Below are 24552 nucleotides of genomic sequence, written 5' to 3'. Positions count from 1 at the left end.
AACCATCGAGTCCGGGCAGGGTTTCGGTCGAGCCCTGGTGTCAGAGTTCCTGTGTCCCGGTCGCGTGACCGGAAGACGTCGTTCCTACATGGGGGAGTGGGTAGCGCTCATGGACACCGCCAGAAGATCCCGTCCGAGAGGACCGGTGCCCGCGGCACTGGTCCTGGGACTCACCGGAGCCCTGCTGCTGGGCGCCCCGGGTGCCGTCGAGGCCGCTGCGGCCGCGACGCCCGCACCCGCGACGCCCGCGGCGGCGCCCGCCTCCGGCGGCAGCACGGCCGCGAAGCGCCCCGCACCCCCGGCCGCCGACACCGCCTCCCCGCTGGAGCGGGCCTGGGCGCGGGCGAAGGAGACCGGCCGGGACGTGCCGGTGCCGGAACTCACCGACGAGTTCAGCACCGCCTACGCCACGCCCCGGCACACGGTCCGCAAGGAGACCAGCGTCCTCCAGCAGCGCATCAAGTCCGGCAAGACGGGCTGGCGTTCGCTGGACGACACGCTCGCCGTCCGGGCGGACGGCACGGTGGCGCCGAAGGCGGCCAGCTCCACCCTGGTGATCTCCGGCGGCGGATCCGGTCCGCTGGCGACGATGACCTCCGCGGACGGCAAGCAGCTCGCCGTCTCCTCGCCGTTCGCCGGACCGCTCCCCAAGCCGGTGCTGCGCGGAAACGACGCGGTCTTCGAGAACGTCGCGCCCGACACCGACCTCCAGGTCAGCGCCACCAAGTACGGCGGTTACACCACCGTCGTGGTGCTGCGCACCCCGGCCGCGGCGGCCGACCCCGCCGTCCGCAACCTGGTCTTCCCCACCAGCACCACCGGCCTGACCCTCACCAAGGGCGCGGACGGCGGTCTGACGGCCGGCGACGGCAAGGGCACCGCCTTCCGCGCCCCGGCCCCGCTGATGTGGTCCGCGGGCGAGGCCCGCACCGCGGGCAAGCGCGGCTCCCGCTTCGCCGACCTCGACGCCCCGGCCGCGGCCCCCGCCTCGGCCGACCGCCCCAGCAGCGCCGACGGCCCGGGCGCCGGCGCCTCGGTCGCCCGCATCCCGGTGACCCGCGCGAAGGTGACCGGTACCTCCCGCCGGGCCGCCGGCGCCATCGAACTCGCCCCGTCCGCGGCCCTGCTGGACGGCGCGGACACCAGGTATCCGATCTACGTGGACCCGTCCTGGTCGGTGGACGCCCGCGGCAAGCAGCACCACGCCTGGGTGCAACAGGCCTACGACAGCGGCAATTTCGACCGGACCGGCTCCGATGACCGGGATCACCCGGGCGTCGGGTTCCAGGGCTGGGAGACGCGGACCGGCATCGAGCGGGCGCTCTACGAGTTCGACCTGAACGGATACGCCGGGGCGACGATCAACTACGCCAACCTGCGCCTGAACCAGTACATCTCCGCGGACTGGTCCTGCACCACCACGCACCCGGTGCACCTCTACCGCGCCGGTGCCTTCGACGGCGGCGTCAAGTGGAGCAACCACCAGATCCGCGAGTGGATCCAGAACCAGGACGTCCCCGGCAACGGCAACAGCGGTGACTGCTACGGCGACATCGGGGTGGACTTCAACGTCACCAACGCGATGCGCGACGGCATCAAGAACACCGGCACCCCCCTGGCCTTCGCCCTCACCGGTCAGGAAGGCACCGGCGACAAGATCGGCTTCAAGCGGTTCAACTACGGCGCCACGCTGAGCGCCGAGTACGACTTCCCGCCGCGCAAGCCCGAGAACCCGCACACCAGCCCGAGCCCGCACCGGGTGAGCGTGCCGGACACCGACGCCTGCTACGAGGCCCCGCTCAGCGCCTACGGCTGGATCACCTCCTCCAGCACCACCCTCGTCTCGAAGGTGAGCAGCCCCAACCAGGGCCAGCTGACCGAGTACACGGCGATCTGGGACAACAGCACCGGCAGCAGCATGGTCAACACCGGCTGGTCCGGATTCGTCCCCAACAACTCCGACGCCTCCTACAGCCTGCCGCAGGGCTCCCTGAAGGACGGCCACCACTACGGCTGGCAGACCTGGGGCGACGACGGCCTGCTCCGCGGCACCGGCAGCGAGGTCTGCCACTTCGCGGTCGACCTGACCCCGCCCACCCTCCAGTTCGGCCGGTTCACCGACCCGGCGACGCAGTTCCCGCCGGCCGGCAACGGCCAGATCACCGACCTGCGCCTGGGTGACGAGGGCAGCATCCCGGTCATCGCCGCCGACCCCAGCCCCGGTACCGGCCTGCTCTCCTCGGGCCTGGCGTGCATCCGCTGGGGCTACGACCCGCAGCTGACCAGCCCGCAGCAGAAGTGCGGCGCCCCGCTGGCGGTCACCGACATCACGACCAAGCCCACGCACTGGGGCACCAACGTCCTCTACGCGCAGGTGCTCGACGAGGCGGGCAACGCCTCCCCGACCCAGTCCTACGCCTTCTACGTGCCGTGGAAGGACGGGCCGGTCGCCTTCGGTGACACCACCGGCGACGCCCGCCCCGACGTGCTGCTGCCCGACACCGCGGGCAACCTGGTCACCTACGGCCGCGCCTCCGACGGCACCGCCGCCAGCACCCTGCCCAGCGGTACCGCCGCCACCGCCCTCCAGGCCCCCGAGGTGAGCTCGGGCCGGACCTGGAAGGACTACCGGACCGTGCACCGCGGCTCGCTGGACCCCGGCCGCAACGTCGACGACCTCTTCGTCCACCAGGAGCCCGCCACCATCGGCGGCCTCGGCGGCGACAAGCTCTTCAGCTACGACAACAAGCTCTCCGACCCCGGCGTCTTCACCCTGGGCACCAAGAACTCCGTCACCAAGCCGGACTGCGACCCGGCCAAGGGCACCGCCTGCACCGGCTACCACAACACCCCGACCTGGCAGTACTCCAGCCAGATCACCCCGACCGGCCCGGCCCGCACCACCCGCACCCCCAGCCGCCAGGTCACCGACGCGACCGGCCTGCTGGCCGTCGAGTCCGGGAACCTGTGGTTCTACCCGGTCAAGACCAACCAGACCCTGGCCTCGCCGACCCTGGTCGACGCCGCCGGCACCTGGGACGACAAGGACCTGATCGTCCCGGGCAACGCCCTGAACATCGGGACCGCCACGGACACCGCCCCGGCGCTGTGGGTGCGCAACCGCACCAGCGGCGACATCTTCCAGTACGCCCTGACCACCGCCACCCGCGCGGCGGACCAGTACCGCGTGGTCACCGGCATCACCCTCCAGCCCGCCACCAAGGTCGGCTCCGGCGTCAGCGGCGCCGCCTTCCCGAAGGTCGGATCCGAGGGCGACGTGACCGGGGACGACGTCCCCGACCTGTGGGCCCAGGACTCCGCCGGTCAGCTGCGGGTCTGGCCGGGTGCCGCCACCGGTACGGCCGTCAGCGGCTTCACCGGCAGCCACGTCCGCGGCTACGCCAAGGCCCCGACCGTCCAGTGGCGCCTGGACGGCGACGCCAAGGGCATCCCCGCCACCGCGGCCGGGGGCGGCTCCAACGACGCGACCGCGACCGGTGTCACGTACGCCCCGATGACCGTGGACGGGCGTACCCGTCAGGTCGCGGTCTTCGACGACGCGGCGAAGTCCGTGATCACGGGGCCGGCGAAGGCGGTGGACACCCGCCAGTCCTTCACCCTGAGCACCTGGGTCAAGCAGGACAAGGCCGACGGCGTGATCGTCAGCCAGGACCAGGCGCACGCGAGCCAGTTCATGCTCTGGGCGGACGCCGGCTACTGGCGCTTCGCGATCGCCCGGGGCGACGACGACGGCTGGCCGCACGACTTCAACGAGGCCGTCAGCCCGGCCGGCGCCTTCAAGGCCGGCGTGTGGACCCAGCTGACCGCGACCTACAACGCCACCACCGGCGCGATGAACCTCTACGTCAACGGCCAGCTCGGCTCCACCGGCTACCACGCCGCCGCCGGCAGCCCCGCCCCCTCCGGCGCGCTCGTGCTGGGCCGGTACAAGTACCAGAGCCAGCCCAGCAACTACTTCAAGGGCGCCATCGCGGGCCTCTCCGTCTACCAGGGCACCGCGGTGCCGGTCACCACCGACAAGCTCCCGATCCGCCTGGCGGCCTCCCCGGAGCTCTGCCAGGACGCCCCCAACTCCGACGCCTCCAACGGCCGTGCTCCGCAGCTGTGGTACTGCAACGGCAGCGACGCCCAGCAGTTCAGCGTCAACGCCAACGGCACCCTGACGGTGAAGAACCAGTGCGTGGCCGCCAGCGCCAACGGCACCGCCGAGGGCACCGACCTGATCTTCTGGGGCTGCACCGGCGAGGGCGGCCAGCAGTGGCTGCCGCGTGCCGACGGCAGCATCTGGAACCCGCAGTCGGGCCGCTGCCTGGACCTCTACCAGGACAACCGGGCCTGGGGCTCCCGCTTCAAACTGTGGGGCTGCAACGGCACCACCGCCCAGCAATGGAGCATCCCCACCCTCCGGGCCCCGAACCTGCCGATGGCCCCGTAGGCACCACACAGGCACGACCGAAGGCCCCACCCCGCACGGGGGGTGGGGCCTTCGTGCCGTGACCGCGGCGGCCGGAGCCTCAGATCAGCCGGCACAGCAGGGCGTCCGGGGTCTTCCCCTTGGCCCAGGCGCCGGTGAAGGCGATGCCCGCGGCGTACTCGTTCGTCGCGCACTGCCCCTTGTAGTTGCCGTACCCGAACTCGCCGCCGGGGCCGCCGGCCGGGCGGTTGTCGCCCCGGTCGAACCAGACGGTCCGGCCCTGGGTGGACAGGCTCCGGCCGGCCTGGGCGCACAGCACGGCCGAGACCGCCTGCCCCCGCACGCTGTACCCGGTCATGAACTGGCCGGGCCCGCACTGGTACTTGGTGTAGCCGCCGGCCCAGTCGCCCTGCTGGACGTACCGCTCGTCGGTGACCGCCGTCGGCTTCGGGTCGGCCGCGGCCAGGCCCGGGGCGCCGGCGTCGGTGCACAGGCCGCGCCCGTCCTTGTGGGACAGGCCGATCAGCCGCTGGCCGTCCGGGCAGACGCCCTTGCGGGCACCCGGGTCCCAGTCCCCGCGGGCCCGCACGGACGCGGACTCGACCGCGTCGGCGTGGTCGAGGTTCAGCATGTCCCACACCTCGGACACCGGTACGACCCCGCTCTGCTGCGGGGCGCCGACCAGCCGGCGCCAGTCCGCGGCCCGCCAGTCCGGGCCGTCCAGGATGCCCGAACGGCGGCCCTGCGCATCGAAGTTCAGGATCGACCAGCTGCCGTGTCCGGCCCAGCCCAGCAGCGGCCAGTAGGCGAAGTCGGCGTCCCGCTCGATCAGGAAGTCGACGAAGTTGCCGAACCAGGCGCGGGCCTGCGGGTTGCCCTCGTCGCTGCCGATGCCGAACTCGCTGATCCACAGCGGCGCGGTGAAGTGCTGCCCGGTCTCGGTCGTCACGTAGAACGCCTGCCGCTGCAAGGTGCTGAACAGGTCGGCCCGGGACAGCTCCTGGTACCGCCAGTCATGGGTCTCGCCCATGCCGGTGGCTCCCGTGTGGTTGGGGCCGGTGTACCCGTAGAAGTGGGCCGAGTAGACCAGCTTGCCCGAGGTGACCAGGGTGTGCGAGAGGGTGCGCACCGGCTCCAGGGTGGGCCGCCAGTGCGAGAATCCGTCGGCGGGGATGCCCTGCCAGTTGATGCCCTCGACGATCACCAGCAGGTCGGGACTGGCCTCGGTCAGCAGCCGGTCGCCGAGGTGCTGGGAGGCCGCCCACCAGTCGTGGGAATCGCCCCAGCCCCAGTTGGCGTCGTCCGTGACGGTGCGGCGCACCTCGTTGTACAGGTCGGCGCCGACCACCCGCTTGTTGTCCTTGTACCGGCGGGCCAGCGCGATCCAGTCGTTCTCCCACTGCTCGGCGGACTGGCTGGTGTTCCAGCGTTCGTTGCCGTCCAGGCCGCAGCAGAACCGGGAGGTGTTGGTGTGGTTGTTGAGCACCACCGCGAAGCCGTCCGCGGTGGCGGCGGCGATCACGGCGTCGAAGACCTGGAGCGGGGTCCTGCCGCGCAGGGCCGGGTTGGCCGCCACCGCGGCGTCCGGGACGGCCCGCTGGTCGTGCAGCATCTCGTTGGAGAAGGGCATCCGCAGGCTGTTGATGCCGAGGTCGTGGAAGCCGGCCAGGATCGTCGGCAGCGGCGCCCGGTCCAGGCCCAGGGGCAGCTGGTCCGACTTCTCGCCGTCGTGGTGGTTGGCCGGGTCGTTGATGTCCCCGGAACCGTTCCACGAGCCCTGCGCACCCTGCCAGTTGGCCGACTTGAGTTTGAAGCGGCGGCCCGTGGCGTCGACGATCCACCGGCCCCGGGTGCTCAGCGGCGGGGTCCACGAGTCGGCGAGCGCGGTGGCCGCGGCGGTCGGCGGCGGCCCGGCGGCGGGCGCCGGGGCGGCGCCGGCCGGGACGGCGCCGAGCGCTCCCAGGAGCAGCGCTGTCGCGAGCAGCGCCGGGAGCAGGGGTCTTCTCACGGTGTCCTCCGGAGTCCTGGCAGGGGTGGGACGGGTCGGGGGTGGGGCGGGCCCGGGGCGGATCAGGGCAGCGGGCCGGACAGGACGGCCACCGCCCGGGGGGCGAGGACCAGCCGGTCCACGGGGGACCGGTCGCCGAGGAGGTCCCGCCGGGCGGCCGGCAGCCGCACCTCGCGGGCCTCCTCGGAGTGGTTGAGCAGGAGCAGCACCTCGTACCCGTCGCCGTACCGGACGGAGGCCTGCACCCCGGCGGGCAGACCCGGCAGGACGGGGCCGATCCCGGCGTCCGCCAGGGCCCGGCGGGTGAGCTCCCGCATGGTCGCGGGGTCAGGCCGGGTCGCCACGTACCGGGCCGTGCCGGCGCCGTGGCGGTGCACGGTGGCGGCGGGCCGGCCCTCCCAGTCGGGGCCCTCGAAGAGCAGCTCCGCAAGGGCGCCCTCGAGGTGGACGTCCTCCCGCCACAGCGAGGCCGGCAGTGGCGCGGGCCTGCCGCCGCCGTCCCCGGCCGGGCGCACCGGCACCGGCTCGCCGTCCGCGGCCGGCCAGAACTCCTCGACCCGCAGGCCCAGCGCCCGCCGCAGCGGGGCCGGGTAGCCGCCGGTGTGCACCCGGTCGTGCTCGTCGACGATCCCGGAGAAGAACGAGACGAGCAGCGATCCGCCGGCGGCCGTGAACCGGGTGATCCGCTCGGCGTCCGCGGCCGAGAGCAGGTAGTGGCTGGGCAGCACGAGCAACCGGTACGGCGAGAAGTCGGCCGCGGGGTGCACCAGGTCCACCCCGACCCCCGCCTCGAACAGCGGCGCGTAGTGGTCCAGGACCCGCTCCGCGCACCGCACGGCGTCCGAGGGATGCGAATCCAGCTCCAGCGCCCACCAGTTGGCCCAGTCGAAGAGGATCGCGACCCGGTTGCGGATCCGGGTGCCGGCCAGCTCCGGCACCCGCGCCAGCTCCGCACCCAGCTCCCGCACCTCGGTGTGGACCCGGGTGCCGGTGCCGGCGTGCGGGACCATGCCGGAGTGGAACTTCTCGGCCCCGCCGCGGGACTGCCGCCACTGGAAGTACATGACGGCATCGGCGCCCTGGGCCACCGCCTGCCAGCTCCACAGCCGCATCCGGCCGGGCGCCTTGGCGGCGTTGCGGGCACGCCAGTTGACCGCGGACGGCGCCTGCTCGGTGAGGATCCAGGGCGCGCCGCCGGCCGCCCCGCGCAGCAGGTCGTAGGAGAGCGCCGCCCCGACGTGCGCGGCCGGGTCGTGCGGGTCGGGGTAGCTGTCCAGCGCCAGGACGTCCATGCCGGGCGCCCAGTCGAAGACGTCGACGGACTTGTGGCCGGCCAGGAAGTTGGTGGTGATCGGCACGTCCGGGGTGGTCCGGCGCAGCACCGCGGCTTCGAGGTCGAAGCAGGTGCGCAGTTCGCGGCTGCTGAAGCGCTTGAAGTCGAGCTGCTGGGCCGGATTGGGGTAGCTGGGCGCCGCGCGGGGCGGCAGCACCTGGCGGAAGTCCGTGTACCGCTGCGACCAGAAGTCCGTGGACCAGGCGTCGTTGAGGGCCGCCACGTCCCCGTACCGCTCGGCCAGCCAGGCGCGGAAGGCCGCGGCCGAGGTGTCGCAGAAGCACTCCGCGACATGGATGCCGTACTCGTTGCCCACGTGCCACAGGCCCAGGGCCGGATGGTCCCGGTAGTGGGCGGCCACCGCCCCCGCCAGCCGGACGGCCCGGTCGCGGTAGACCGGGCTGGAGGGGCAGAAGTGCTGGCGGCTGCCGGGGGAGAGGACCGTGCCCCCGGGCGTGACCGGCAGGATCTCCGGGTGCTCGGCGGCCAGCCAGGGCGGCGGCGAGGCGGTCATGGTGGCCAGGCCGGCGGTGATGCCGTGGGCGGCCAGGTCGTCCATCACCCCGTCGAAGAAGCCGAAGTCGTAGGCGTCACGCGCCGGTTCGACCCGGGCCCAGGCGAAGACCGCCAGATTGACCAGGTTCACCCCGGCCTCCTTCATGAGCCGCAGGTCCTCGGCGCGGGTGGCGGCGTCCCACTGTTCGGGGTTGTAGTCCCCGCCGAAGCCGAGCCCGCCGAGCCGGGTGCGCAGGGCCCGCAGGCGCTCCGCTGCCGGAGAGTTCATCGTGGTACGCCCCTTCAGGGTCGGGTCGGTTCGGCGGCCCGGTCGCGGGGCGGCGCCGTACTGGCGCGGGGCACCAGGGTCGGCACCACCGACACCAGGGAGCGGTCCAGGGCCGGTTCGTCCTCGATCTGGTCGAGGAGCCGCCGCACACAGGCCGCCCCGACCCGGGACAGGTCCTGGTCGACGGTGGTCAGCGGCGGGATGAAGTGCGCCGACTCGGTGATGTTGTCGAAGCCGACCACGCTCACCTCGCCGGGCACCGGCCGGCCGGCCTCGTGCAGTGCCCGTACCAGCCCCAGCGCCATCTGGTCGTTGGCGGCGAACACCGCGCTCACCTCCGGGCGCCGGGCCAGCTCACGGCCCGCGCGGTAGCCGCTCTCGGCGCTCCAGTCGCCGTACACCACCCCGCCGGGCGGGGCCCCGGCCGCCTCCAGGGTCTGCTGCCAGGTCTCGGCGCGCCGCCGGGCCGGATGCGAGTCCCGGGGGCCGGCCAGGTGCCAGACCGTGCGGTGGCCCAGCTCCAGCAGGTGGGTCACGGCCAGCGCGGCGCCCGCGGCGTGGTCGGTCTGCACACCCGGGTAGCGGTGGTCGTCACCCCCGTCGACGACCACCACCGGCAGGCCCATCGGCAGCATCAGCGAACCGGCCAGGATCTGCGCCTCGTTGACGATGATGCCGTCCACGGCATGGGCCGAGAGCCGCCGGAACGCCGCCAGCACCGCCTCCTGGGTCTGGGCCTGCGGGACCACCACGTTGACCGAGTACTCGGTGGACTGCACGGCGGAGACGATCGACTCCAGGGTGCGGGCGTTGCCGTGGGCCTTCAGGTCGAAGCTGATCACCCCGATCATCCGGAACCGGCCGGTGGCCAGGGCCCGGGCCGCGGTGTTGGGGCGGTACCCGAGCATGCGCACGGCGCGGACCACCCGGTCGCGGGTGGCCTCGTCCACGTGGGCGGTGGCGTTGACCACGCGGGAGACGGTCTGCGCCGAGACCCCCGCCATCGCCGCCACGTCCGCCATCGACGGCGGCCGGAGCCGGTCGCCCGCGGGGGTCCGCGGCCGGCGCGGCCGCTGCCCTTCCTTCGCCATGCTGCTCCTCTCGTGCCCGTGCCGCCGGGGCCGGCGCGGTGCCGTCCCGGCCGGAGCATGTTTGCGCGAACATCTCCTGTCGGTCAACCGTCCCGACGTACCCGGCGGGAATCGCATCCTGCCGCTAATCCTGTGTGAACACAGGGAATTGACGGTTCGCCAGATTGTCCGCCGCACCCCCTTGACACCCCTCAAGGGCGGTCGACACACTTCCGACCGCGCCGCCGTGTTGGCGCTAACATGCCTCGGAGGTGTTATCCGTGAAACGCGGCGCCATCCGGCGCGAGACCACCGCGTACGCGTTCCTGCTGCCCTTCCTCGCCGTCTTCGCCCTCGGCGTGGCGGCCCCGCTGCTGTACTCGCTCAAGCTGAGCCTGTACCAGGAGCGGATGGTCGGGGGCCGGGTCTTCGCCGGCCTCGACAACTACCTCACCGCCGTCCAGGACCGGCTCTTCCACGCGGGCCTGGCCCGGGTGGCGCTCTTCCTCGCCGTCCAGGTCCCGCTGATGCTCGCCCTCGCCCTGGCGGCGGCCCTCGCCCTGGACAGCGGACGGCTGCGCGGCGCCGGGCTGTTCCGGATCGGGCTGTTCGTGCCGTACGCCGTCCCCGGCGTGGTCTCCGCCCTCATCTGGGGCTACCTGTACGGCGACCGCTTCGGACTGGCCGGCGAGGTCTCGGACCTGCTGCACACCCGGTTGCCCGACCTGCTCTCCGGCGGCTGGATGCTCGCCTCCATCGGCAACATCGTCACCTGGTCGTACACCGGCTACAACATGCTCATCTTCCACGCCGCGCTGCGTGCCGTCCCCGCCGAGCTGTACGAGGCGGCCGAGGTCGACGGCGCCGGCGCCCTCCGCAAGGCCGTCAGCATCAAACTGCCCGCGCTGCGGCCCGCGTTGCTGCTGGCCACCACCTTCTCGGTGATCGGCAGCTTCCAGCTCTTCAACGAACCCAGCGTGCTCCAGGCGCTGGCCCCCGCCGCCATCACGACCAACTACACGCCCAACATGTACGCCTACAGCCTGGCCTTCGACGGCCGGCAGTTCGACTACTCGGCCGCCGTGGCCGTGCTCCTCGGCCTGGTCGTGGTGGTCGTGGCCTACGCCGTGCAGCGCGCCACCGCGCGGACGGAGCGGGCGCTGTGACCCGCCCGCCCGCGCGCCGGCCGGCACCCCGCGCCGCGCGCCGCCGCCCCGCCAACTCGGCCGCCCTGACCGGCGCCATGGCCCTGCTGCTCGGCTACACCCTGCTGCCGCTGGTCTGGCTGCTGATCAGCGCCACCAAGTCCAACCGCACCCTCTTCGACTCGCCCGGCCTCTGGTTCGGCGACGGCTTCCACCTCTTCGAGAACGTCCACCAGGTCCTCACCTACCAGGACGGCATCTACCTCCGCTGGTTCGCCAACACCCTGCTGTACGCGGTGGTCGGCGCCGGCGGCGCGGCCCTGTTCGCCACCCTCGGCGGCTACGCGCTGGCCAAGTTCGCGTTCACCGGCCGCCGGGTGGTCTCCGCCCTGGTCATCGGCGCCATCTCGATCCCCGCCACCGCCCTCGCGGTCCCCACCTACCTGCTCTTCAGCGACATCGGCATCGTCAACACCCCCTGGGCGGTCCTGCTGCCCTCCCTGGCCAGCCCGTTCGGGCTGCACCTGATGCGGGTGTACGCCGCCGAGGCGGTGCCGGACGCCATGCTGGAGGCCGCCCGCATCGACGGCGCCGGGGAACTGCGGATCTTCGCCACCATCGCCTCCCGGCTCCTCGCCCCCGGCTTCGTGACGGTGCTGCTCTTCGCCCTCGTGGCCACCTGGAACAACTACTTCCTGCCGCTGATCGTCCTGAACGACCCCGAGCTCTTCCCCCTCACCGTGGGCCTGCGCCAGTGGGACGCGCTCGCCCAGGGCGGCAGCGGCGCGGGCGCCACCCCGATCCTGCCGCTGGTCATCACCGGAAGCCTGCTCGCGGTGGTCCCCCTGATCGCCTCCTTCCTCTGCCTCCAGCGCTACTGGCAGTCCGGCCTCGCCTCCGGCGGGGTCAAGCAGTAGCCCACCCCGCCTGCGCCCGGAAGCACTGCCGCGCCGCCCCGTACCCCTCCCGACCCCCGGAGCCGTCCGACATGAAGAGCACCGCATCCGCATCCGCACCCGCATCCCCATCCGCGTCCGCCTCCGCCGGAGCGCGCCTGGTGCGCGCCGCCGCCCTGGCCGCGCTGGTCCCGCTCGCGCTCACCGCCTGCGGCGGGGGCGAGGACTCGTCCGGCGCATCCGGCCCGGGCGCCGGGCCCGGGGCCGGGGCCGTCCGTGCGGCTCTGGAGCAGCCGGCCGAGCTGACCTTCTGGAGCTGGGTGCCCAACATCGACCGGACGGTGGCCCTCTTCGAGGCGAAGTACCCCAAGATCAAGGTCAAGCTGGTCAACGCCGGGCAGTCCAAGGACGAGTACACCAAGCTCACCACCGTCCTCAAGGCCGGCACCGGAGCCCCCGACGTCGCCCAGATCGAGTACTTCGCCCTCCCGCAGTTCGCCCTCACCAAGTCCCTGGTGGACCTGACCGGTTACGGCGCGGGCGCGCTCCGGGACACCTTCGCCGCCTCCGCCTGGGACCAGGTGGCGGTGGCCGGCGGGATCTACGGCATCCCCCAGGACACCGGCCCGATGGCGATGTTCTACCGCAAGGACGTGCTGGCCCGGTTCGGTGCCGCGCCGCCCCGCACCTGGGCCGAGTACGCCGAGCTCGGCCGCCGGATCCACCGGGCCGACCCGGACGCCTACCTGTCCTACACCGACCCCGGCGACGCGGGCACGGCCAACAGCCTGCTGTGGCAGGCCGGCGGGAAGCCCTTCACCGTCAAGGACGGCACCGAGGTCGCCTGCACCTCAAGGACGACCCCGGCGCCAAGGCCTACACCGGCACCTGGGGCCCGCTCCTGAAGGACGGCCTGGTGGAGTCCACCGCCAGTTGGAACGACGAGTGGTGGAAGTCCATGGCCGCCGGCCGGTACGCCACCTGGATCGCCGGCGCCTGGGCCCCGGCCGTCCTGGAGCAGAACATCCCCCAGAGCAAGGGCAAGTGGGCGGTCGCCCCGATGCCCGGCGGCGTCAGCGCCGAGAACGGCGGCTCCTCGGTCGCCGTCACCTCCCAGGCGCGCAACAAGGCCGCCGCCGTCGCCTTCGCCCAGTGGCTCAACACGGACCCGGCCGCGGTCCGCTCCCTCAACTCCGACGTCGGGCTCTTCCCGGCGGTCAAGAGCCTGCTGGACAGCCCCGGCTTCCGCGGCGCGGCCGTCCCCTTCTTCCCCGGCAGCAAGCCCAACGAGGTCTTCGCCGACATGTCGAAGGCCGTCCGGCCCGGCTGGCAGTACCTGCCCTACCAGGTCTACGCCAACAGCGTCTTCAAGGACTCGGTCGGCCAGGCCCTGCGACCCGGCGGCGACCTGCCCGGCGCGCTGGGCGCCTGGCAGGACCGGCTGACCTCCTACGGCAAGGAACAGGGCTTCACCGTCCACTGACCCGAGCGCGGCGCGGGCCCGCCCCCGCGCCGCCCACCCCCACCCCCAGGAGCCCCGCGCATGACCGACACGCCCGCGACGACCACCGGGTCGAGCGCCCTGCACCTCCCGCTCCTCGACGGCGAACGCTGGTGGGGCGGCGCCGCCGCCGAAGGCCGGCACATGCCCTTCCCCGAGGGCTACCGCTTCGACCTGCGCGACGTGCTCGCCAACCAGGGCATGCCGCTGCTCCTCTCCGACCGCGGCCGCTGGCTGCACGCCACCGGCACCTTCTCCTTCGCGATCGGCGACGGCCGGCTCACCGCGCACCCGCACGCCCCGGACACCGTCCTCGAGACCGGCACCGGCCACGGCGACCTGCGCGGCGCCTACCGCGATGTGATGGCCCGTCACTACCCGCCCACCGGCACCATGCCCGATCCGCTGCTGCTGTGCGCCCCGCAGTACAACCTCTGGATCGAGACCGTCTTCGAGCCCACCCAGGACAAGGTCCTCGACTACGCCGAACGGCTGCTCGACGCCGGCTTCCCGCCGGGCGTCCTGATGATCGACGACCGCTGGAGCAACGACTACGGCGACTGGACCTTCCACCCCGGCCGCTTCCCCGACCCCGCCGCCATGGTCGACCGGATGCACCGGCTCGGCTTCAAGGTCATGCTCTGGCTGGTGCCCTACATCACCCCGGACTCCCCGACCGCCCGGGAACTCGGCGACCGCCGGCTGCTGGTCCGCGACACCGGACCCGAGGGCATCGCGAGCGTCGCCCACTGGTGGAACGGCTGGAGCGCCGGCCTCGACCTCCTCGACCCCGCGGCCCGCAGCTGGCTGGCCGATCGCCTCACCCACCTTCAACACACCACAGGGGTCGACGGGTTCAAGTTCGACGGCGGGGACGCACCCTGGTGGCGCGCCCTGGGCTGCACCGACCCGGAGGCCTACACGCACGCCTGGAACCGCTTCGGGACGCAGTGGCCGCTCAACGAGTTCCGCGACTCCTGGCGCGCGGCCGGACTGCCGCTGGCCCAGCGCCAGCAGGACAAGTACCACCGGTGGGAGGGGAGGTTCGGGCTGGACGGCCTGATCCCGCACGCCCTGGCCCAGGCGGTCACCGGGCACGCCTTCACCTGCCCGGACATGATCGGGGGCGGGGAGTTCCGGTTCGTCCCGGACGCCGCCGGCGACGGCTTCGACCAGGAACTCTTCGTCCGCTACGCCCAGGTGGCGGCGCTCTTCCCCATGATGCAGTTCTCCGCCGCCCCCTGGCGGGTCCTGACCCCCGAGAACCTGGCCACCGTACGCGCCGCGGCCCACCTGCACACCGGCCTGGCCCCCGAACTCCTCGCCCTGGCCGAACACGCCGCCGCCACCGGTGAACCGATCCAGCGCCCCCTGGAGTGGGCCTTCCCCCGCCAGGGCTACGCCGACGTCGCCGACCAGTTCCTGATCGGGGACGACCTGATGGCCGCCCCCGTGGTGACCCAGGGCGCCCGCAGCCGTACGGTCCACATCCCGCCCGGCACCTGGCAGGCGGACGACGGCGACCGCCATCAGGGTCCGGTCACCGTGACCGTCGACGCACCGCTGACCCGGCTGCCCTACTACCGGCGGGTCGGACATCCGCCGGTGCACCCGCCGGTGCACCCGAAACCCGCTTGCGGCCGGGGCGACCGACGGGTCGGATGAACCCCCATGACGACACGCGACACCGGCACCACCGGCCCCACCGGCCGCACGGCCGCCACCGACACCAGCACCGGCGCAGCCCCCCGCATGCACGCGGACGAGCACCCCGTCGACGAGGAGCTGGTCCGGCGGCTGGTCGCCGGCCGCTTCCCGCGCTGGGCCCACCTGCCGGTCCGCCGCTTCCCCTCCGGCGGCACCGTCAACGCGATGTTCCGGCTGGGCGAGGACCTGGTCGTACGGCTGCCCCTGGTGGCCGGCGGGGCCCCGGACATCGCCATGGAACGCGGCTGGCTGCCCCGCCTGGCGCCGCTGCTGCCGGTGGCGGTCCCCGAGGTCCTGGGGTCCGGCGAGCCCGCCGAGGGGTACCCGTGGCCCTGGTCCGTGTACCGCTGGCTGCCGGGAGAGGTCCCCCGGGCGGGCGACCCGGCCGACCCGGTGGCCCTGGCCGAGGACCTGGCCGGCTTCGTCCGGGCCATGCGCGCCGTCACCCTGCCCGGCGCCCCGGCCGCGCACCGGGGCGGCCCGCTCGCCGAACAGGACGCCGACACCCGCGCCGCGATCGAGGCGCTGCGGGCCCTGCCCGAGGAGGCCGTGGACTGCGACGCGGTCCTCGGACTGTGGGACGACGCCCTGCGGGCCGCCGACCGGGAGGCCGCGCCGGTCTGGCTGCACGCGGACCTGATGCCGGGCAACCTCCTGGTGTCCGGCGGCCGCCTCGCCGCAGTGATCGACTTCGGCTGCACCGGCGTCGGCGACCCCGCCTGCGACCTCTTCCCCGCCTGGAACCTGCTGCCCCCGGAAGGCCGCCGGGCCTTCCGCGACGCGCTCGGCGTCGACGCCGCCACCTGGGCCCGCGGCCGCGCCCGCACCCTCTCCCAGGCCCTCGTCGCCCTCCCGTACTACCGGAGCACCAACCCCGCGATGGCGGCCAACGCCCGCCACGTCATCCACGCCGTGCTCACCGACCCGGACCGCTAGCGCGACTGCGGGCCACCCCGGGGCGTTCGCCGTCATGCGGGGCGACGGCAACCTCGTGCTCTACCGGGCGAACGGCACGGCGGCCCGGGCCGGCAGCACTGCGGGCAGGTAGCCGGACCTGGGCGTTCGGACCTGCGGCCGGTGCTCCCGGCCGCGGGCCCGGCGCTCTGCCGGGCGGCCCGCGCCTGTATCGTCGGCGGCAGCCGAGCAGGGAGGGGGACGGCGGCATGCGGGCAGTTGCAGCAGCGCCGGCGCAGGGCACGGAGGGGCCGGCAGGCCCGGACGTCCTGGAGCTGATACGGGAGTGGCGGGAGCGTCATCTGACCTCACCGCTCAAGGAGTTGCTGGTCCTCGGCCACGCCGTCGACCTCCCCGGTCTGGAGGCGTACGCGATCCCGCTGGCGCGCGGCCTGGGCGCCCGGGTCGCGGTACTCCAGGACGCCGGGGCCACCGGGGACGAACCGCCGACGGGACCCGCGGGCTGGCCCGGCCACCTGTACGGGACCGCCGAGCACCCGGGCGGCCTGCACGCCGAGCTGGTCCTGCTGCTGGGCGAGGACAGCTGCCGCATCGCCGTCGGCCCCGGCCGCCCGGCCGCCCCCGGCGCCGATCACCGGCGCTGGACGGTCGTCGCCACCGACGACGGCACCTCCCATCCGCTGGTCGCGGACCTCGCCGACTGGCTGGACGGACTGCCGGACGCGGTGGCCGTCACCCCCGAGTGGGCGGAGCGGCTGCGCCACCTCGCCGAACTGCTCACCGAACTCCACTGCGCGGCGCCCCCGTCGGAGCCCGCCGCCGACGACGTGCGGCTGGCCCCGTCGGCGCCCGGGTACGAACTGACGGTGATCGGCGCAGCGACGAGCGGGGCCGCCGAGCCCGCGGCGGAGCCGCTGCCGGACGCGCCAGCGCCCGCGGCCGCTCCTGCGCGGCCGGTCCCGCCGGCCGCGCCCTCGACCGCCCGGGTCGCGCCCACCGCGCCGGTGGCCGGGCCCGCAGCGCCGGCCGCGGTGCCCGCGGAGCGGGCCGGCACGGCCGCCGGTAACGGGGCCGCGGACACCACTGCGGCCGTCGGCGCGCCTGCGGACGCTGCCGTTGCCCTGGGCAGCGAGACCACCGCCGCCACCGCCGCCGCCCCGGCCGGCCCTGACCCGCGTACCACCACGGGCCCCGGCGCCCCCACGGACCCGGGTCCCACCACCGGTCCGGTCCGCGCCGTGGACCCGGCCGGTGATGCCGTCCCGGCCCCGCCGGTCACGCCCGCCACCACTCGGGCGGAGGATCCCGCACCCGCGCCCGTCCTGACCCCCTGGCCCGGGGCCGGCGAGGCCGACGGTCTCTTCGGCGACCCGGTGGACGCCCGCCGCTTCGAGGACGACCTCACCAGGCTGCGGGAGTTCGTCCTCGGGGACTCGCAGTGGGCGCCGGCGGCGGAGTCCGGCGCCAGCCACGGCCCGGCCCTCTCCGACGACGCCCGGGAGCAGGCCCGGACGCGCCTGGTCCGGCTGGCCCGGCAGCTGGCCGCGGTGACCGAGCCGGCCGACCCGGCCACCGCGGCCCCTCGCCACCGGACCCTCCCGGCCGCCCTGCCGGCCGCCGAACTTCACCTGCACCTGCTCGCCGCCGGAGTCTGGGACGAGGACGACTACGGCTGGCGTCCGGTCAGCGCGGAGCTGATCCGCGCGCTCGCCGCGCCCGGCCGGCCCGGGGAGCCGGAGCCATCGGAGGCGCTGGGGCAGCGCGTCGACGCCGTGATCGCCGTACTCATGTCACTGCTCGGCCTGCACGCCGACATCGAGGGGGCGGACGCCGACCCGACGGCGGCCGGGGCCTGGCGCCTGAGCCGCCCGGCGGTCGGCCGGGCCCGGCCCGAGGACGCGGCCGACCTGTACCTGCCGGCCGGCCGCCGCGGCGCCCCGGTGGCGACCGGGGAGGACGTCGAAGCCCTCGGCAAGCGGGCCCGGGCCGTACCGGACCCGGTGGCCGAGGCCCGCCGCGCACTGGCCGCGGCCGGCCTCAGCGCGACCTACGAGGCCGGGATCTGGGAGCTCGCCGGGGTCTTCAACAACCCGCAGGCCGCCTGCGCGAAGGCGGTCACCCTGCTCGCCGGCCTGCCCGACGCCGGATGGCCCGGACCGGCCCTCGCCCGGGCCCGCGGGCCGCGCTTCCCCTGCTTCATGGCCTGGCACCGGCCGCTCCTGGTCCGCCAGGTCGGCCGGCAGTGGACCACCTTCCGGATCACCGCCCCGGGAACCCCCCTGGCCGCCTTCCAGAGCGGGGCGCCCCGCCCGGTCGCCCGGGACGACCAGGCCCGGCGCGAGCTGGGACCCCTCCTCGAGGCCGCCGGGCTCGACGTCGTGGAGCTCTTCCTGCACCTCAGCGGAGCCCCCGGGCTCCCCGGCTGATACCGCCCGGGCCGGCGCCGCCGAGCACCCCGGCGCCGGCCCAGAAGTCGCACCGGTGCTCGGCCGCGAAGGCGGTCGAGACCCGGCTGCCCGCCGGGTCGAGCACCAGCACGGCGCCCCGGGCCCCGGCCCGGGGCCAGTGCACCCCGCCCGGCAGGTCCGGGCGGCCGCTCCGCGCGAAGGCGGCCCAACGCCGCTTCATCCCGTCGGCCAGCGCCACCTGTCCGGCGTCGAGCGGCCGGTCGCCCATCGTGAACTCGTGCAGATAGGCGAGTTCGGCACTGTGCCCGTTGGCCATGTCCACCCCCGGCACCTGCGCCCCGTACAACGTGGGGGAGCGCGGATCGTCGAACTCGTAGACGAAGGTGGGGACCTGGGCGGCGAAGACGGCCGCGGTCCGCCAGGTCTGGCAGGCGAAGCCGGAGTCGGTGAGGACCGCCGACAGCGCGTCGTACGGCGTCTGCCGGTCGTCCACCGGGTACCGGGCCAGCACCTGCGGGGCCAGCGGCCCGAAATCGGCCCGGACTTGGGCGGCGTACTCCGCCGCGGTGAGGTGCGGCCGGCTCAGGGCGACGAAGAACCGGGCCTCGGAGCGGGTCGAGCCGATCAGCACCGGTACCTTGTGCCAGGCGCCGGCGGCGATCGCCGCGGCCGGCTCCCTCGGCAGCAGGCCGTCGCCGAAGGCGGGGCCGGCGGTGGGCCGGGTACCGGCGGCGGCCAGCAGGGCCGCGGTGGGCGCCGCGCGCAGGCAGGCGGCCCGGACGGCCGGGTCGGGGCAGCCCGCGGCGACCGCGAAGTCCCGGGCGTCCGCCGCGGCCCGCACCGAGTCGGGCGGCCGGATCAGGGAGCACGGCCCGCTCTGCAGCACGGCCCGCGCGAACAGTCCGGCGGCGCGCGGCGCGGTGAGCAGGGCGCAGACCGAGGCGCTGCCGGCGGACTGCCCCCAGAGGGTGATCCCGGCCGGGTCGCCGCCGAAGGCCGCGATGTTCTCCCGCGTCCAGCGCAGCGCCGCGAGCTGGTCCATCAGCCCGAACGAGCCGGAACCGAGCGGGTCCTCCCGGGCGATCTCGGCGGCGGCCAGGTAACCCAGCTGACCGAGGCGGTAGTTGATGCTCACCACCACGCTCCCGGTCTGCTCGGCCATGGTCCGGCCGCCGAACTGGGTGCCGGTGCCCTGGCTGTAGGCGCCGCCGTGGATCCAGAACAGCACCGGCCGCCGGTCACCGGGACGGGCGTGCCGGGGCCGGTACACGTCCAGGTACAGGCAGTCCTCGCTCACCTCGGCCGGGTCGCGCAGCCCGAACGGCGAGAACTGCAGGCAGGCCGGCGCCTGCCGGACGGCCGGGCGGACCCCGGACCAGTCGGCGGCCGCCACCGGGGCCCGGAACCGGCCCTCGCCCACGGGTGGTCGGGCGTACGGAACACCCAGGAACTCCTCGGCCCGCCCCTCGGCGTGGCCGGCGAGACGGCCTTGGCCGGTGGTGACCACCGGCCGGTCGGCGGCGGCGGGTGGCGGGGCCGGGACGGCGACCGCCGGATGGGTGCAGAGCGCCGCCGTAGCGAGCAGCAGGGCCACCACCACCGACGGCAGGAACGAACGCGTCATGCTCTTCAACTCTCCTTCAGGGCACGCCAGGTGGAGGACCGGGGGTGCGCCGCGCGGGGGCGCGCCGCGCCGCCCCGTCCCGGCGGTGCGGCGCCGGGACGGGACGGGGCGGGGGCCCGGGGAGCGGGCCCGGGCCGTTCGGGGAAGGGCCGTTCGGGGAAGGGCGGGGTCTACGGGCGCAGTCCGCCCAGGGCGGCCGCCGCCCGGGCGAGGTCCGCGGGGCCGGTGTTCCAGTCGGCGCTGATCGGGGTGATCGAGATCCGGTCCGCGCCGACGGCGGCCACGTCCCCGCCCGGCCGGGCCGGCGCCGGCACCAGCGCGACACCCACCTGCCACGTGCCGTCGCCCGCATCCGTGTAGGTCGCGTCGAGACCCAACTGCGGGTCCTGGGTGGTGAGGGAGACCCCCCGGGCCGTGCCGGTGCCGTCCGCGCCGACCACCGGGTGGTTGACGTTCAGCCCCACGCCCGCGGGCAGCAGCCGGCCGCCGTCGGCGCGGGCGCGGAGCCGGTCGATGAGCTTCACGGCGAAGTCGTCGGTCGGACGCATGGCGTTGAGGATCTGCTCGGGTACCGGCACGGCCAGCTCGCCGGTGCTCACCGCGATGGCCGGCACCCCGCGCTCCAGGGCGGCGACCGCGCCGCCGACCGTACCCGAATGGGTGGCCAGCGCGGCCACGTTGGGGCCGAAGTTGGTACCGGAGACCACCAGGTCCGGCGCGCGTCCGGCGAAGACCGCGGCGAGCCCGAACGACACCGAGTCCCCGGGCGTACCGCCGACGGCCCACACCCGCGCCGAAGGGTGTTCGACCTTGACGGTGGCCCCGCTGGTCAGCTTGGTCCCGGTACCGCTCTGGTTCGTCAGCGGGGCCACGATGGTGACTTCGTGACCCGCGTCGGTCAGCCGCTGGAACAGCATGCGGATGCCGGGGGCGTCGTACCCGTCGTCGTTGGTCAGCAGGATGCGCAGCGGCCGGGCAGCCGGGCCCGGCTGCCCGGCGGCGCTCGCCGGCGCGGTGCCGGTCAGTGCCGGAGTGCACAGCAGGAGGGCGGCCAACGGCAGAACGCGCTTGGATCTCACGGAAATTGCTCCTTCGAGGAGGTGCGGAAGAGGTCGGGGGGAGGGGTGGTGCGGGCCGACGGGCGCGTGTCCCCCCGGGCACGCGCCCGCGGATCGGCGGGCGGTGGTGCGCCGGGTCAGCGCACCCCGCGGATGGGGAGGATGGCCAGCGCGCCCAGCAGGGACAGCGCGCCGCCGATGAGGAAGAGCGGGGTGTAGCCCCCGAAGGCCGTGACGATCGCGGACGCCACGAACGGCGCCACGATCTGCGGCCCGGCGTTGGCGATGTTGAGCACGCCCATGTCGCGGGCGGCGTCCTCGGCGCGCGGCAGGACGAGGGTGACCACGGCGGTGTCCACCGCCATGAAGCAGCCGAACCCCAGGCCGTTGAGGGCGCTGAAGGCGAGCATGCCGCCCCAGGTCGGGCTGATCACGGGGATCACCATGACGCTCCCGGCGAAGGCCGCCGAGGCTCCGACGAACACCTTGCGCCGGTCCCAGCGGTCCGACAGCAGGCCCCCGACCACGGTGGAGAGGGCCATCGCCGCCATGGACACCGGGGTGAGCACGGCCATCGCCCCGGCCGGCGACAGGCCGTCCGGCAGGCTGATGTGATCGTCGAGGATGTAGAGCTGGTAGCCCACCACGGAGAAGTAGCCCAGGACCAGCAACGCCCGCCCGATGAAGGCCCATCGGAAGTCGTGCACGGCCAGGGCGGACAGGAAGGCTGCCAGCCGCTCGCGCTTGCCGGGGCCGGCCGCGGGCCCGGGCCGGGGTACGTCGCGGCAGCAGGCGGTGAGCAGCACCGCCGCGCCGGCCGCCACCAGGCCCAGGACGAGGTAGCCCACCGCGGGCCGGTCCGCCGTCCAGGAGGCGATCATGACGCCGGTCGTGCCGCCGACCGGCAGGGCCAGCCCCACCAGGGCGGAGGCGGTGCCACGGCGCCCGGCCGGGATGCGGTCCGGGACCACGGCCGTGACCGCGGCCTGGTAGACGTTCATGGTCGCCTGCACCAGGCACCACCCGACGCCGACCAGCAGCACGGTGCCCGCCTGGCCCAGCAGGACCAAGCCCGCCAGGGAGGCGAGCGCCCCGCCGAGGATCCAGGGGTTGCGTCGGCCGGTGCGGTCCGACAGGGCGCCGGCGATCGGGTTGAAGGCGGTGGCGAAGACCGCGCTCACCCCGCCCACGACACCGAGGACCGAGACCTTGTGCACCGGGTCGAGATCCGCGATCTGGGTGGGCAGCAGCACCGAGCCGACGCCCATGTACACCGCCATCAGCGCGGAGTTGGCGACCAGGAGGAGCAGCATGAGGCCGCGCTGACGGGGCGCGAGAGCCGCTGGTGCGGACGGGGTCCCTGGTATGGACGGGGCCGATGGTCTGATCAGTTCTTCGGCTGACACGGGGACTCCTCGGGGGACGGGAGGGAGCGCGGAGCGGCGCGCCGGAGCGGGGGAGCGGAGAGCCCTGGGGGTGCGCGGGGAGGTGGCGATGGCGGGTTCACGCCGGGGCGACCACGGGGGAGGGCAGCGGGCGGGAACGCCGTGGGTTACACGTGTTATCTGCGGCCTGCTGCATTGTGTAGCACCCCAAAGGGGCTGTGAAAAGGCCTTGAACGCGATCTGATGGAGACCGGGACCGGGCGAGCCTGTCAAAATTGGTAACACGTGTAGCTACTGGCCCGGTCGGTCTTGTGCGGGCCGTCGGGAGGGTCCAGGGTGGCTGGAAAATGCCGCCGCCACGTCCCCCGGCGTGGGCCGGGCGGGATCAGGCGCACCTCGACGAGGAGGACTGTCATGCCCGATGTCCCAGAACGGGCGGCACCCCTCGTGCAGGTGCCGGCCGGCCGGCTGCGCGGGTGCGCCGAAGGCGGCCTGTCCGTCTTCAGGGGCGTGCCGTACGCCGCTCCGCCGGTAGGGCCGCTGCGCTGGCGCGCCGCGCAGCCGCACCCCGGCTGGAGCGGCGTCCGGGATGCGGTGTCCCACGGCCCGAGCGCCCCGCAGCCGTACCTCGAAGGCGGCGATCCGGTGCTCGGCGGCCACGGCGACCCGCCCTTCGACGAGGACTGCCTGACGCTGAACGTGTGGACCCCCGCCGCCGACGAAGCCCGCCGCCCCGTCCTGGTCTGGATCCACGGCGGCGGCTTCGTCTCGGGCTCCGGGTCGCTGCCCGTCTACGCGGGGGGCACCTTCGCCCGCAACGGCGACCTGGTGGTCGTCACCCTCAACTACCGCCTCGGCCCCCTGGGTTACCTCTCCTTCGAGGGGGAGGGTGAGGAGGAGGGCGCCAACCTCTGGTTCACCGACCAGCTGGCGGCCCTGCGCTGGGTGCACGAGAACATCGCCCACTTCGGCGGCGACCCCGGCAACGTCACGGTCGCCGGCCAGTCGGGCGGCGCCCTCTCGACGGCCGCGCTCGCCGGCCACCCCGAAGCGCCGCGACTGATGCGCCGGGTGGTCCTGCAGAGCCCGCCCTTCGGGCTGCGCCTGCCCACCCGGGACGAGTGCCGCGAACGCGTCGGCGCCTACCTGCGGTCCACCGGAGCGGACGGCGTCGCCGCGCTGCGACGCCTGCCGTGGCCCCGGCTGGTCGAGGCCGTCGGCGGGCTCTTCGCGCACACCGCCCGCTGGGGGCACTGGTCCACGCCCTTCCTGCCCGTGCGCGACGGAGCCACGCTGCCCCGGCACCCGGCCGCGAACCTCCTCGAAGGCGTGGGCACGGAGATCGACGTCCTGATCGGCTGGACCCGGGAGGAGGCCAACTTCGCCTTCGCCCTGGACCCGGCACACGCCGGGGCCACCCGCGAGCAGGTGCTCGACCGCATCGCGCAGACCCGCGGCTCCGACGGGGCGGCCGAGGTGTACGCGTCGTACGCCCGGACCCGTCCCGGCGCCGGGCCCGCCGGCGTGCTCATGGACCTGATCACCGACGAGCTCTTCCGGGTGCCGTGCCTGGAGCTGGCCGAAGCCCGGGCGGAGCTGGAACGCCCGGTCTGGGCCTTCCAGTTCGACCTGCCGACACCGGCGCACGGTGGCGTGCTCGGCGCCGCCCACTGCCTCGAACTGCCCTTCGTCTTCGACAACTTCGACGCCTGGGCGGACCGGCCACTGGTCGCCGGGATCGATCCGGGGGTACGGAGCGGGCTGGCCCGCAGCATGCACCGGGCCTGGATCGCCTACGCCCGTCACGGCGACCCCAACCACCCCGACCTGCCGCGGTGGGAGCCCTATCGGCCCGGGCGGCGCACCACGATGCGCTTCGACACGGTCACCCTCCCGGTGGACGACCTCGCGGGCCACGCGCGCCGATTGCACGCGAAACCCGGCCCGGGTGGTGCGGCGTGAGGGCCGCCGGTAGCCGCAAGGCCGCGCGGTGGCTGCGGCCGCTCACGGGCGCGCCGGCCTGGCGGCGGGCGCCCTGCATCGGCCTGTCCCTCCCGTTCGAGCCGTTACACGTGTAATCTCGCGGGTGGCCGCACTGGGGGGATGCCGCGGCCCGGCCGGTCCCGGCGTCCTGACGCGCTCGGGGCCGGCCATGTGAGTGGATTGGGCTGGGGGGAGGGGGCGGCGTAGGGGCGGTCCGCGGTGTGTGGGGCCCCTCGCCCCTTGAGGGGGTGTGGCCTGCAGGCCCTGCGGCAGGCCCACCCCGTGGGCTTCGCGGCTGCG

Annotated in this window: 15 protein-coding genes; 9 read left to right on the top strand and 6 right to left on the bottom strand. The window is 74.6% G+C overall.

Annotated elements, in window-relative coordinates; translation table 11 throughout:
* Window positions 1-145 precede the first annotated feature (145 nt).
* Window positions 146-4456: a ricin-type beta-trefoil lectin domain protein gene (locus AB0O40_RS16140; protein ID WP_365041007.1), complete on the top strand. Its 4311-nt coding sequence runs from the start codon at window positions 146-148 to the stop codon at window positions 4454-4456.
* A gap of 79 nt (window positions 4457-4535) precedes the next feature.
* Here AB0O40_RS16140 and AB0O40_RS16135 read toward each other — a convergent pair whose 3' ends face one another.
* From AB0O40_RS16135 to AB0O40_RS16125, 3 genes are all read right to left on the bottom strand, one after another.
* The gene (locus AB0O40_RS16135; RefSeq protein ID WP_365041004.1) at window positions 4536-6443 is read right to left on the bottom strand and encodes a cellulase family glycosylhydrolase; all 1908 of its coding nucleotides are present in this window, start codon (window positions 6441-6443) and stop codon (window positions 4536-4538) included.
* Window positions 6444-6505: 62 nt separating this feature from the next.
* Entirely contained in the window at window positions 6506-8560 is a 2055-nt protein-coding gene (locus AB0O40_RS16130) for a beta-galactosidase (protein ID WP_365041001.1), read from the bottom strand.
* Window positions 8561-8574: 14 nt separating this feature from the next.
* Window positions 8575-9651: a LacI family DNA-binding transcriptional regulator gene (locus tag AB0O40_RS16125; RefSeq protein WP_365040998.1), complete on the bottom strand. Its 1077-nt coding sequence runs from the start codon at window positions 9649-9651 to the stop codon at window positions 8575-8577.
* Window positions 9652-9911: 260 nt separating this feature from the next.
* Between AB0O40_RS16125 and AB0O40_RS16120 the strand changes: the two genes are divergently transcribed.
* The 7 genes from AB0O40_RS16120 to AB0O40_RS16090 all read left to right on the top strand — a co-directional run bounded on the left by AB0O40_RS16120 (window position 9912) and on the right by AB0O40_RS16090 (window position 18220).
* On the top strand, window positions 9912-10796 hold the full coding sequence (locus AB0O40_RS16120) for a sugar ABC transporter permease (protein WP_365040995.1): 885 nt from the start codon (window positions 9912-9914) through the stop codon (window positions 10794-10796).
* Between the two features lie 65 nt (window positions 10797-10861).
* Window positions 10862-11692, top strand: coding sequence for a carbohydrate ABC transporter permease (locus tag AB0O40_RS16115; protein WP_365041080.1), 831 nt, complete (start codon window positions 10862-10864; stop codon window positions 11690-11692).
* Between the two features lie 140 nt (window positions 11693-11832).
* Window positions 11833-12576: an extracellular solute-binding protein gene (locus AB0O40_RS16110; RefSeq protein ID WP_365040992.1), complete on the top strand. Its 744-nt coding sequence runs from the start codon at window positions 11833-11835 to the stop codon at window positions 12574-12576.
* Between the two features lie 11 nt (window positions 12577-12587).
* Complete coding sequence (locus AB0O40_RS16105) at window positions 12588-13154, top strand: extracellular solute-binding protein (RefSeq protein ID WP_365040989.1); 567 nt, start codon at window positions 12588-12590, stop codon at window positions 13152-13154.
* A 60-nt stretch (window positions 13155-13214) separates the two neighbouring features.
* Complete coding sequence (locus tag AB0O40_RS16100) at window positions 13215-14837, top strand: glycoside hydrolase family 31 protein (RefSeq protein WP_365040986.1); 1623 nt, start codon at window positions 13215-13217, stop codon at window positions 14835-14837.
* 87 nt (window positions 14838-14924) lie between these two features.
* The gene (locus AB0O40_RS16095; protein WP_365041079.1) at window positions 14925-15815 is read left to right on the top strand and encodes an aminoglycoside phosphotransferase family protein; all 891 of its coding nucleotides are present in this window, start codon (window positions 14925-14927) and stop codon (window positions 15813-15815) included.
* 227 nt (window positions 15816-16042) lie between these two features.
* A complete protein-coding gene (locus AB0O40_RS16090; protein ID WP_365040984.1) occupies window positions 16043-18220 on the top strand; it encodes a hypothetical protein in 2178 nt (725 codons plus the stop codon).
* Here the strand turns inward: AB0O40_RS16090 and AB0O40_RS16085 are convergent.
* From AB0O40_RS16085 to AB0O40_RS16075, 3 genes are all read right to left on the bottom strand, one after another.
* Entirely contained in the window at window positions 18192-19826 is a 1635-nt protein-coding gene (locus AB0O40_RS16085) for a carboxylesterase family protein (protein WP_365040981.1), read from the bottom strand. The two genes, AB0O40_RS16090 and AB0O40_RS16085, sit on opposite strands and share 29 nt — an antisense overlap.
* A gap of 170 nt (window positions 19827-19996) precedes the next feature.
* A complete protein-coding gene (gene surE / locus AB0O40_RS16080; RefSeq protein ID WP_365040978.1) occupies window positions 19997-20905 on the bottom strand; it encodes a 5'/3'-nucleotidase SurE in 909 nt (302 codons plus the stop codon).
* A 116-nt stretch (window positions 20906-21021) separates the two neighbouring features.
* Window positions 21022-22197 carry an MFS transporter gene (locus tag AB0O40_RS16075; protein WP_365040975.1) on the bottom strand — a complete coding sequence of 392 codons (1176 nt, stop codon included), beginning with the start codon at window positions 22195-22197 and terminating at the stop codon, window positions 21022-21024.
* A gap of 486 nt (window positions 22198-22683) precedes the next feature.
* Here AB0O40_RS16075 and AB0O40_RS16070 point away from each other — a divergent pair, with 486 nt between their 5' ends.
* Window positions 22684-24231 carry a carboxylesterase family protein gene (locus AB0O40_RS16070; RefSeq protein WP_365040972.1) on the top strand — a complete coding sequence of 516 codons (1548 nt, stop codon included), beginning with the start codon at window positions 22684-22686 and terminating at the stop codon, window positions 24229-24231.
* Window positions 24232-24552: the final 321 nt, after the last annotated feature.

The organism is Streptomyces sp. NPDC089919 (assembly GCF_040684615.1).
GTDB lineage: Bacteria > Actinomycetota > Actinomycetes > Streptomycetales > Streptomycetaceae > Streptomyces.
Note: the sequence above shows the minus strand (reverse complement) of the source record. Positions and strands in the feature narration are given on the sequence as shown.